Below are 11021 nucleotides of genomic sequence, written 5' to 3' on the forward strand. Positions count from 1 at the left end.
TGGGAGGCTCAATCGTTGTTATTTTTATCTGCAGCATCCCTGAAATCAGGTTCAACCAGTGTAGTCAGCTCGCGCAATACAGCGGTGGCATAGCTGCCACGACGAAGGCTGAATGACAGTAACAGGTCATCACCTTCAAATTGCCATTCAAACGCTGCCGGCATCAGTACCAGTGCCCGGCGCTCCTGATTGAGGCCGGCCATTTCCAGTCCCGAGGTCAGATCCGGATGCCCTTCGGCCAGCTGCTTTTCAGCCTCAGCCACGCTTTCCTGGCTCACAGGTCTGCCACGTCCCCACATAGGGCCGGTCGGCAGCAATTCATGGCTGGCCGCACGTGCTATCGCACTGTCATCAATCCGTTCCGGAAGAATCAGGGTGTCAGAGTCATTAAACATCAGAACATCACCCGGCTGATAGCGGTTCCAGCTATTATCTTCAATTCGTGAAGCCAGATGAAGGTTAAACAGCCAGGAGCGTGCTGCGGACAAATAGATGCTTCGCTTCTGACGGTTGATCCGCTTGCGGCTGATTTCCCCCCGGAACATCGCCAGCGCAGTTTCAACATTCCGGCCTTCATGACCGAAACGCTGCGGACCAAAATAATTGGGCACACCTTTAGTCTTGATATGCTGCAGCCGCTGTTCCAATTGATCGCGGTCACCATTCAGTTCACGCAACCGAATCTGAAAACGGTTACCTGTCAGAGAGCCTGTACGCAGTTTACGATCGTGACGGGCGACCTGCAGAATTCTGATGCCTTCTTCCTGCTGCTCAATTACAGAGAAGTCCGGCTCGTGCTTGCCCGGCAGATGTACTCCAAACCACTGGGTGGTCACACCATGGCGATCCTTCAGCCCTGCATACGTCACTTGACGTGGAGGCACATCAGCCGCAGCAGCCAGCAGTTTGCTGACCCAGGCGGTATTATGACCCGATTTTTCAATCTGGATCAGAATATGTTCACCTTCTCCCGAAGGCTGAAAAGGCAGGATTTCATCTACCCGAAAATCTTCATTACTCTGCTTGAACAGCGCCTGACCTTCCGGGCCACCCCAGGCAAACGCCTGATCCATTTGTATTGTCATGACAACAACATACTCCAGCACATGACACAGTAATTACAGATCTACCGATCTGACTACAGGTATTAATTCTAAACGTCAGTCTTTCTGAACCAGCACGACAGCATGAGCGGCGATACCTTCCTTGCGTCCGGTATAGCCCAGCTTTTCAGTGGTGGTTGCTTTTACATTCACATCTTCAACAGCCAGTTGCAGATCATCTGCAAGGGTGGCACACATTTTATCGATATGCGTCGACAGTCGTGGAGCCTGGGCAATAATCGTCAGATCAATATTCGACGGCTTCATCTTGCGTTCAGCCAGTTGCTGAATCACCTGTCGCAGCAACTCACGACTGTCTATACCCTTGAACTGATCATCGGTATCCGGAAAATGACGACCGATATCACCCAGTCCGGCAGCCCCCAGCAACGCATCGCACAATGCATGAATGGCTACATCACCATCAGAGTGTGCAACCAGACCTTGGTCATGAGGAATTTTCACTCCGCCTAAAACAACAAAGTCACCTTCACCGAAACGATGAACATCAAAGCCGTGTCCAATACGCAAGTTCATACATCTGTCTCCTGAGGTTCTGCTGTTTTTGTAGAAGAGATGGTTGTAGATGATACCGGTGCAGATTTTACTGTTTCTGCTTCCGTATTCTGCTGTCGCGAAAGCAAAAACGCAGCCAGTGCCAGATCTTCCGGACGAGTAATTTTAATATTGTCGGAATGTCCGGTAACCAGCATCGGCGACTGACCGGCCAGCTCTATTGCTGAAGCTTCATCAGTGACGGCAGCACCTGATTCAATGGCATTTCTTAATGCATCATGTAGCGCCTGTTTACGAAACATCTGGGGTGTCATGGCGTGCCACAGCTGGCTGCGGTCAATGGTTTCCCCGGATCTTTTGGAAGCCGCAGGCTGCTCACGCTTGATGGTGTCACTCACCGGGCAGGCCAGCAGTCCACCGGTTTCATCATTACCGGCTTCATTCAGTAACTGCTGTAAATCTCCCAGTCTGACACAGGGACGTGCCGCATCATGTACCATCACCCAGTCATTTGCTGCTGCCAGACCATCCAGTGCGGCCAGACCATTTAAAACTGACAGATAACGTTCAGCGCCACCATCAACGGTCATAATCCGTTCTAATGCCATAACCGGCAGGGAGGCATAAAGGGTATCTTCGGGACTGACCGCAACTACGATCCTCTGAATTTGTGGAAATGCCAGCAGGCGCTGCAATGTGTGCTCAAGTACAGTCTGGTCACCCAGCTTCAGATACTGCTTGGGAAGACTGCTTTTCATGCGGCTGCCAATACCGGCCGCCGGTACCACACACCATACGGCAGGCATCGCATCAGACGACAGAGGTTTACTCACTCTTTTTCCTCGGACAGGATATACAGGGTTTCGCCCCGACGCACCATTCCCAGTTCCATTCGGGCCTGCTGCTCGACACTTTCATAACCTTGCTGCAGCTCAACAACTTCTGCAGCAAGCTGGGCATTCCGCTGGAACAGGCGCTCATTCTCTTGCTTTTGTTCTGCAATCTGGCGCTTTAATCCGTACGCTTCGGCAATGCTGCCCTGCCCCACCCACAAACGGTATTGCAACACCGCCAGCATTGCCAGCAGTCCCAGCATTATGGCTTTCATTATTTTCTGCGTCCTTCTGCCATGGAACCCTGTGTCCGTTGGATTCACCAGCCAAAACGAACAAAGGGGGAGAACTGACGTTCTCCCCCTCTTTTTAACATGAGTTGTTCATTCCCCTGAAGCCATCAGGCCTCAAACCTTCGACCAGAGAGGAACTGAAATCATGCTTAGCGGCTGAATTCGCTGCGGCCACGGTAAGGAGCAGCGTCACCCAGTTGCTCTTCGATGCGCAGCAGCTGGTTGTACTTGGAGACACGGTCAGAACGGCACAGGGAACCGGTCTTGATCTGGCCAGCCGCAGTACCAACAGCCAGATCGGCGATGGTGCTGTCTTCGGTTTCGCCGCTGCGGTGAGAGATTACAGCAGTGTAACCGGCTTCACGCGCCATGCGAATAGCTTCCAGAGTTTCGGTCAGGGTACCGATCTGGTTGAACTTGATCAGGATGGAGTTACCAACGCCCTGGTCAATACCTTCCTTCAGGATGCGGGTATTGGTTACGAACAGGTCGTCACCTACCAGCTGGATGCGCTCACCCAGCTTTTCAGTCTGGTACTTCCAGCCGTCCCAGTCGGACTCGTCCAGACCGTCTTCGATAGAAGCGATCGGGAAGTCGTCGCACAGGCTGGCCAGGAAGTCGCTGAATTCGTTGGCAGAGTATACCTTGCCTTCACCCTTCAGGTCGTACTTGCCGTCCTTGTAGAATTCGGAAGCGGCGCAGTCCAGAGCCAGAGTGACGTCTTCACCCAGTTTGTAACCGGCAGCGGCAACAGCTTCAGCGATAACAGCCAGCGCTTCAGCGTTGGAAGCCAGGTTCGGAGCAAAACCACCTTCGTCACCAACGGCTGTGTTCAGGCCCTTGGCGGACAGTACTTTCTTCAGGTTGTGGAAGATTTCAGCGCCCATGCGCAGAGCTTCCTTGAAGTTAGGCGCGCTGACCGGCTGAACCATGAATTCCTGGATATCAACGTTGTTGTCAGCGTGCTCACCACCGTTGATGATGTTCATCATCGGAACCGGCATGCTGTACTGACCGGCAGTACCGTTCAGCTCAGCGATGTGAGCGTACAGCGGCATGCCCTTTTCAGTCGCAGCAGCTTTAGCTGCAGCCAGGGATACTGCCAGAATGGCGTTGGCGCCCAGTACAGACTTGTTGTCAGTACCGTCCAATTCGATCATGATGCGGTCCAGCGCTTCCTGATCAGTCGCGTCTTTACCCACCAGAGCCGGAGCGATTTTGCTGTTGACGTTGTCAACGGCAGTTTCAACGCCCTTACCCATGTAGCGGTCAGCCTTGTCACGCAGCTCCAGCGCTTCACGGGAACCAGTGGAAGCACCGGAAGGTGCCGCAGCACGACCCATTACACCGGATTCCAGGATTACATCGGCTTCGATAGTCGGGTTGCCACGGGAGTCCATGATTTCCCGGGCAATAATTTTGCTGATTTGTGCCATTTAATTGCTGCTCCGTTTAACACGCCCGGTTATCACTTCAGATCCGGTGCCGATTTCCGGCTTATCCGAATGAGGGGGAGAAGTCATAACCGGAGCAAAAAATTCTATATCAGGCTGTTTCCAGAGAAGGGAAAGATTTCACCAGATCATCTACCGCCTTCATCTGGGTCAGGAATGCTTCAAGCTGAGACAGCTTCAGTGCACTCGGTCCGTCGCAGCGTGCTGCATCAGGATCCGGGTGAGATTCCAGGAACAGACCTGCCAGCCCCAGTGCCATACCAGCCCGCGCCAGTTCGGTCACCTGATGGCGACGACCACCGGAAGCGGCGCCCAGCGGGTCGCGGCACTGCAGGGAGTGAGTTACGTCAAAGATGACCGGTGCACCACCGCTGCACTCTTTCATCGTACGGAAGCCAAGCATGTCGACTACCAGATTATCGTAGCCGAAGCTGCTGCCCCGTTCACATAAAATGATCTTTTCGTTGCCGGCTTCGGCAAACTTTTCAACGATATTGCCCATCTGTCCCGGGCTCAGGAACTGCGGCTTTTTAATATTGATAACCGCATCGGTCTCGGCCATGGCTTTTACCAGATCGGTCTGGCGTGCCAGGAACGCCGGCAGCTGGATCACATCGCAGACTTCTGCTGCAGGCTGGCACTGGGCCGGCTCGTGAACATCGCTGATAACCGGAATATCAAAGGTGCTCTTGATCTCGCTGAGGATCTTCAGGCCTTCTTCCAGACCCGGTCCACGGTAGGAGTGGACAGAAGAGCGGTTGGCCTTGTCAAAGGAGGCCTTGAATACATAGGGGATACCCAGCTTGCCGGTGACTTCGACATAATGCTCGGCAACCTTCAGAGCCATATCCCTGGATTCCAGCACATTCATGCCGCCAAACAGTGTGAATGGCAGATTATTGGCAACCGGAATTGATCCGACCTGAACGGTTTTATCAGACACTTTATTAAAGCTCCCTTCAACAATGCCCAAAGGCTACAACGCCATATGGCGACAGCACCCGAAGGCTGTGTGGGTTCGGATAGGAGGAACTGAAATACGCAGGGCGGTTATTAAACCTGCCCTGCGTGCTGCAATCAAGCCCTGACGGGCGTGAATCAGGCGTTCTTGTGATCCAGCGCAGCATTTACGAAGGATGTGAACAGCCCGTGACCATCCCGCGGCGTGGAAGTGAACTCCGGATGGAACTGACAAGCCACAAACCAGGGGTGGTCTGCCACTTCGACAATTTCTACCAGCGCCTGATCGGCAGAACGACCGGTAATCTGCAGGCCGGCCTGCTCCAGCTGGCTGATGTAGTTATTGTTGACTTCGTAACGGTGACGATGACGTTCAACAATCTGTTCCTGACCATAGGCTTCATGAGCACGGGAACCTTTCACCAGGTTACAGCCCTGGGCACCCAGGCGCATGGTGCCACCCAGGTCAGAGGATTCACTGCGGCTTTCACGCTGACCTTCGGCATCGATCCACTCGGTGATCAGACCGATAACCGGATGCGGATTGCTGGCATCAAATTCAGTACTGCTGGCACCTTCAAGCCCGGCAACGTGACGGGCATATTCAATCACGGCCACCTGCATACCGAGGCAGATTCCCAGGTAAGGTACCTTGTTCTCACGGGCATATTTAACCGCCGCAATCTTGCCTTCCACACCGCGCTGACCGAAGCCACCCGGTACCAGAATGGCATCAACATCTTTTAGCTGATCAACACCTTCGCGCTCGATATTTTCAGAATCAATATAGCGGATAGTAACTTTGGAACGAGTCTTCAGACCGGCATGCTTGACCGCTTCAATCAGAGACTTGTAAGCATCCAGTAGTTCCATGTACTTGCCGACCATGGCAATGGTGATTTCGCGCTGAGGATTCAGATCACGATCCAGCACGTCATCCCACTCACTCAGGTCAGCCGGCTTGGCCTGGGTCAGACCCAGACGCTCAACGATGTACTGGTCCAGACCTTCTTCGTGCAGCATCCGCGGAATACGGTAGATGCTGTCAGCATCGCGCAGGGAAACAACTGCACGCTCTTCCACGTTGGTAAACAGGGAAATCTTGCGGCGGGCAGATTCATCGATGTGCATTTCGGAACGGCAGATCAGCACGTCTGGCTGGAGGCCGATGGAACGCAGCTCTTTTACGGAGTGCTGAGTCGGCTTGGTTTTGATTTCGCCAGCGGTCTTGATGTAAGGCACCAGCGTCAGGTGCATCAGTGCAGCACGGGTAGAACCCAGTTCAACTTTCAGCTGACGCACAGCTTCCAGGAACGGCTGGGATTCGATATCACCGGCAGTACCACCGATTTCCACCAGCGCCACGTCCGCATCTCCGGCTCCCGCCAGTACGCGACGCTTGATCTCATCAGTAATGTGAGGAATAACCTGTACGGTTCCGCCCAGGTAGTCACCGCGGCGCTCCTTGCGCAGCACGGTTTCATAAACCCGACCGGTCGTGAAGTTATTACCCTTCTTCATAGTGGTGCGCACAAAGCGCTCATAGTGCCCCAGGTCGAGGTCGGTTTCAGCGCCATCTTCGGTGACAAAAACCTCACCGTGCTGAAACGGGCTCATGGTACCCGGGTCAACGTTGATATACGGGTCAAGCTTCAGCAGTGTTACCTTCAGACCGCGAGCTTCCAGAATGGCCGCCAGAGAGGCAGAGGCAATACCTTTACCCAATGAGGAAACAACACCGCCGGTGACGAAAATAAAGCGCGTCATTGAAAACCTGTTGAATTATAGAGCTGGGGTTGGCAGGGAATGTACGAGATGGGATCACAGGTTATCAAATTTTGTGGCACGGGTAAAATTTTCGTTAATCCTGAATGTTTCTGTATAGCAGTGTGTTATGACCACAACGCATAGCACTTTCTCTGCCTACACTTCCGGGTAACAAAAAAGTGAGAGAATAAACAATGCGTGCATTTCTGTTGCCGTCGGGAAATGTAATATTCAGAGTCGCAGGCATGTTTTTTTTCTACACGCTGATCTTCGATGTAACAAACGGCTATGCTGCCCTTCTTTTTTCAGCCCAACTGGATACAACGCCCCATGTCTTCACTTCCTCAACCGAAGACGATCCGGCTACTGTGGAGTTCCACGTCCATTCAGAACCCAGGCGTTACGAGATCATTATTACTGATTCCTCTGGAACAGAATTAAGCAAAACAACCTGCACCTCTGTTCTTGGGCTACTCCCTGTCAATGGCACCAAAGCCAGCCTGAGATTTATCACCAGCAAAACACAGTCAGTCCCTGAGAGCCTCTCTCTTTGCTTCAACAACCAAACTGAAGTATCAAAGACATGCACTGCGCTAAACAATCGCCTTTACCCTGAATTGAAAACCGATACTTTCGATCAGCCGTTACAGGAACGAAAAATCGGCGTTGTTTTTAACCCCGCAAGCGGAACGGGTGAAGGGAAAGTCATCTATGAGTGGGTCCAGAAGATCATAGGGGGGCAGGGAGGAGAAGTGCATTGGTGTGAGACATCTCGTGATGGTGAAGAAGTCAAAGCATTTTTAGAGCGAGAAAAAGGCAAGCTTGAAGCTCTTTTGATCATTGGTGGTGATGGAACAGTCAATCAGGTGTTTACCGCTCTTGCAGAATCACACCAACCTGGAGACCCCCTGCTCCATAATCTTGCAATAATTCCTGCCGGCTCGGGTAACGGACTTGCCGCAACAATGGAAACGACAACAGCCCCTCTTGCTTTCAAAAGCTTCCTTTCGGCGCTGCTGACGCCTTCTGCTGCAGGCAGACGAGTACATGCCAAACAGTACACAGTCACATGGTCTGATCAAACTGTACACACCGGTTATTTATTGCTCAGTTTCACCACTGCCGTTGTAGCCGATGTCGATATAGGTTCTGAATGGATGCGATGGCTCGGAGACTGCCGTTTTACCATCAGCGGCATCCGCTTTCTGCTTGTTCCCCGAAATTATCACCTGCAGATTATTACTGACACATCGACTTACCCGGAAGAAGAATATGCCTTCCTTACTGCCATGAATGTGACCCACGCCGGTATCGGTTATCAGCTTGCAAGCGAGGTAAAAGCAGAGGATGAGAATCTTGAACTGACTACAATCACTAGCAGAGAACTGACCAGCTGTGGCACTTTTTGCCGTAGGTGTTCAACCCTGATCAATATGGACAAAGGCGGGCACCTTGATACGCCCTACACCGTTACAGAACAAGTTCGAAGCCTGACTATTCATTCACTAGAACACACCAACAGGTTCGTCGTGGATGGTGAACTGCTGACACCACCACAATCAACAGAGCATATAATCAGGTATTCAGCTGATATTTACCCGGAGAAGATTGAGATAAATCCATCAGCTTATTCTATGACCTTGCTGGTAAATTAGCTGTCGGAGCCCAGTAAAACTGAAGATTACAGCCCTCTTCTGGCTGAACTATTCCAGAGACAAGGCCAACCCCGGGAATTGCGAACAGCTTACCCTGACAATACAGCAAAGGGACTCTGTTCCGCAGCCAGGGTGGCACTCCCGAATCCTGCAGCCAGCGCTTCAGGGTTTTGCTTCCTTTTCGCCCCTGCAGTGCAAATTTACCAGAGCTATCCAGTTCATTTCGGTAATGAATATTTAACTTTGTTTCAGCAACAACATCGCCTTTAAAAGAAAGGAGACCATTTGCGCCAAGATCAAAAGACCGGCTTTGCGCGATACTCCAAACTTTTGTTACCGGAGCGACCTCTGGTTCGACCCTGCACACAACAAGCTGCTTTTTATATCGCCGCACGATGACACCAGCCCAGCAAACTTCTGGCTCGGCATCTTCTCTGGCAACAATCACTTCCTGAAGCATCCGCTCCAGCACTACCCGCGAGGGCATCAGAAAGCCTTGCGAGTCCAGCCAGTATCGCAATACATGCCGCTGCCGAATAACTGAAAGGGACTGCAACTTGTCACAATCAAGCACAATTGCGGGGTCAAGAAACAGCCCTCGTGGAGCGGCGACACAGCGATCAAAATCTCCTCTTACCAGCTCCTGTAGTAACTGAGCAGATTCAGCACAGTCGCGAGATGCTTCCGCCAGTTTCTTTTGCCCTTCCGGCCAGCGGGATTCGAGTAAAGGCAGGATATTCAGTCGCAGAAAGTTGCGATCAAACCGGTCATCACTGTTGGAATCATCTTCAATCCATTGCAGCTGACGCTGTTCCGCTTGAAGACTCAATGACTCCCAGGAACTATTCAACAAGGGGCGCAATATATACCCTGCTCCCAGAGGTCGGATCGCGGGAATACCACTCAAACCACCAATACCGCTGCCTCTGAGCGCTCTGAACAGAAAGGTTTCGGCCTGATCTCTTTGATGATGAGCCTGTAGCAGAAAAGCATTGTCACCAATACTTGACTCAAAAACCCAGTAACGAGCTTCTCGCGCCGCCAGCTCAACGCCATCAGGGCAATGATCCGGAAGTACAACCTTACGAACAACAAGTGAAATATTTCTGTGCGCGCAGAAGCTTTCACAATCCTTAACCCATGCATCAGCCTGCTGGTTAAGACCATGATGCACATGGACAGCTCTCAGCTTTTTCAGCCTGCCTGCATCCCGCAACTGACACATGGCATCCAGCAGAACAGTAGAGTCCATACCGCCACTATAACCGACAACAAAGTCAGCTTGCTGCAGATCAGGTACAAAACGGGAAAGGGTTTGCTCAAGGCGTTGCAAAAAGTCCATTCAACTCGCTACAGAAAACGCAAAAGTACTGAATGTAACAGGAAGGAGGCAGAAAGCCAGTCAGGAACAACTGAGGGAGGACGAATCCGGCTTATTGGCAGCAGGTAGGTAGCCACCAAAAAACCGGAAACAAAATCAGGACTTATACGCGACCGTAGGAGAGCAGACGATCGTAACGACGCTCCAGCAGTTCTTCTTCACTCAGCGCCTTCAGCTCATCAAGAGAGCTGATCAGCTGCTGACGAATATTGTCGGCTGCAGTCATCGGCGCACGGTGAGCACCACCCAGCGGTTCGTCAATGATAGTATCCACCAGACCCAGCTCATGCAGACGATCAGAGGTCATACCCATCGCTTCAGCAGCATCCGCAGCATGATCGGCAGTCTTCCACAGAATGGAAGCACAGCCTTCCGGAGAAATAACCGAGTAAGTGGAATACTGCATCATCATCAGCTTGTCGCAGACACCGATGGCCAGCGCACCGCCGGAACCACCTTCACCGATAACAGTGGAGATAATCGGAGTCTTCAGGCGAGACATTACCCCCAGGTTCCAGGCAATGGCTTCACTCTGGCCACGCTCCTCGGCACCGATACCGGGATAAGCACCCGGCGTATCGATAAAGGTCACGATCGGTATCTTGAAGCGCTCGGCCATCTCCATCAGACGGCAGGCCTTGCGATAACCTTCCGGCTTGGGCATACCGAAGTTACGACGTACCTTGTCGGCAATCTCGCGCCCTTTCTGGTGACCGATAACCATAACCGGCGCACCATCCAGATGAGCAATACCACCTACGATAGCGGCATCATCGGCATAATGACGATCGCCGTGCAGCTCATCGAAGTCAGTGAAAATGTTATAAATATAATCCAGTGTATAAGGACGGCGGGGGTGGCGCGCCAACTGCGCGACCTGCCATGCCGTCAATTTGCTGAAAATATTCTCGGTCAGCGACTGGCACTTACCTTCCAGGTTTTCAATTTCCCGGGAGATATTAAGTTCGGTATCAGAGCCGACCAGTCTCAGCTCTTCTATTTTTGCTTCCAGCTCAGCAATAGGCTGTTCAAATTCGAGATAGTTCGGGTTCATTAGAT

Annotated in this window: 10 protein-coding genes; 1 reads left to right on the forward strand and 9 read right to left on the reverse strand. The window is 52.1% G+C overall.

Features of this window, described 5'->3' with window-relative positions; all coding sequences use genetic code 11:
* Positions 1–8: 8 nt before the first annotated feature.
* The 7 genes from truD to ACYZZ0_RS17665 form a co-directional block, all read right to left on the reverse strand.
* On the reverse strand, positions 9–1085 hold the full coding sequence (truD, locus tag ACYZZ0_RS17635; protein WP_461537964.1) for a tRNA pseudouridine(13) synthase TruD: 1077 nt from the start codon (positions 1083–1085) through the stop codon (positions 9–11).
* A gap of 75 nt (positions 1086–1160) precedes the next feature.
* Entirely contained in the window at positions 1161–1640 is a 480-nt protein-coding gene (gene ispF, locus ACYZZ0_RS17640) for a 2-C-methyl-D-erythritol 2,4-cyclodiphosphate synthase (RefSeq protein WP_461537965.1), read from the reverse strand.
* The gene (ispD, locus tag ACYZZ0_RS17645; protein WP_461537966.1) at positions 1637–2452 is read right to left on the reverse strand and encodes a 2-C-methyl-D-erythritol 4-phosphate cytidylyltransferase; all 816 of its coding nucleotides are present in this window, start codon (positions 2450–2452) and stop codon (positions 1637–1639) included. The genes ispF and ispD overlap by 4 nt, the downstream gene beginning before the upstream one ends.
* Positions 2449–2727: a septum formation initiator family protein gene (locus ACYZZ0_RS17650; protein WP_461537967.1), complete on the reverse strand. Its 279-nt coding sequence runs from the start codon at positions 2725–2727 to the stop codon at positions 2449–2451. The genes ispD and ACYZZ0_RS17650 overlap by 4 nt, the downstream gene beginning before the upstream one ends.
* A gap of 167 nt (positions 2728–2894) precedes the next feature.
* On the reverse strand, positions 2895–4181 hold the full coding sequence (gene eno / locus ACYZZ0_RS17655) for a phosphopyruvate hydratase (protein WP_461537968.1): 1287 nt from the start codon (positions 4179–4181) through the stop codon (positions 2895–2897).
* Positions 4182–4290: 109 nt separating this feature from the next.
* Complete coding sequence (gene kdsA / locus ACYZZ0_RS17660; RefSeq protein WP_461537969.1) at positions 4291–5142, reverse strand: 3-deoxy-8-phosphooctulonate synthase; 852 nt, start codon at positions 5140–5142, stop codon at positions 4291–4293.
* Between the two features lie 155 nt (positions 5143–5297).
* On the reverse strand, positions 5298–6926 hold the full coding sequence (locus tag ACYZZ0_RS17665) for a CTP synthase (protein ID WP_461537970.1): 1629 nt from the start codon (positions 6924–6926) through the stop codon (positions 5298–5300).
* A 194-nt stretch (positions 6927–7120) separates the two neighbouring features.
* On the opposite strand from ACYZZ0_RS17665, the gene ACYZZ0_RS17670 reads away from it, so the two are divergent.
* Positions 7121–8581, forward strand: coding sequence for a diacylglycerol/lipid kinase family protein (locus ACYZZ0_RS17670; RefSeq protein WP_461537971.1), 1461 nt, complete (start codon positions 7121–7123; stop codon positions 8579–8581).
* Here the strand turns inward: ACYZZ0_RS17670 and tilS are convergent.
* Positions 8559–9923, reverse strand: coding sequence for a tRNA lysidine(34) synthetase TilS (gene tilS / locus ACYZZ0_RS17675; protein WP_461537972.1), 1365 nt, complete (start codon positions 9921–9923; stop codon positions 8559–8561). The genes ACYZZ0_RS17670 and tilS overlap by 23 nt on opposite strands.
* Before the next feature lie 142 nt (positions 9924–10065).
* A complete protein-coding gene (gene accA / locus ACYZZ0_RS17680; protein ID WP_461537973.1) occupies positions 10066–11016 on the reverse strand; it encodes an acetyl-CoA carboxylase carboxyl transferase subunit alpha in 951 nt (316 codons plus the stop codon).
* Positions 11017–11021: the final 5 nt, after the last annotated feature.

This window comes from Spongorhabdus nitratireducens, assembly GCA_947387575.1.
In the GTDB taxonomy this organism is placed as follows: domain Bacteria; phylum Pseudomonadota; class Gammaproteobacteria; order Pseudomonadales; family Endozoicomonadaceae; genus CANDOC01.

Bases quoted from the DNA above. Each gene is read 5' to 3' on its own strand.
- truD (WP_461537964.1), bottom strand. From the start codon at position 1,085: ATGACAATACAAATGGATCAGGCGTTTGCCTGGGGTGGCCCGGAAGGT.
- tilS (WP_461537972.1), bottom strand. From the start codon at position 9,923: ATGGACTTTTTGCAACGCCTTGAGCAAACCCTTTCCCGTTTTGTACCT.
- ispF (WP_461537965.1), bottom strand. From the start codon at position 1,640: ATGAACTTGCGTATTGGACACGGCTTTGATGTTCATCGTTTCGGTGAA.
- ACYZZ0_RS17650 (WP_461537967.1), bottom strand. From the start codon at position 2,727: ATGAAAGCCATAATGCTGGGACTGCTGGCAATGCTGGCGGTGTTGCAA.
- accA (WP_461537973.1), bottom strand. From the start codon at position 11,016: ATGAACCCGAACTATCTCGAATTTGAACAGCCTATTGCTGAGCTGGAA.
- ACYZZ0_RS17670 (WP_461537971.1), top strand. From the start codon at position 7,121: ATGCGTGCATTTCTGTTGCCGTCGGGAAATGTAATATTCAGAGTCGCA.
- ACYZZ0_RS17665 (WP_461537970.1), bottom strand. From the start codon at position 6,926: ATGACGCGCTTTATTTTCGTCACCGGCGGTGTTGTTTCCTCATTGGGT.
- eno (WP_461537968.1), bottom strand. From the start codon at position 4,181: ATGGCACAAATCAGCAAAATTATTGCCCGGGAAATCATGGACTCCCGT.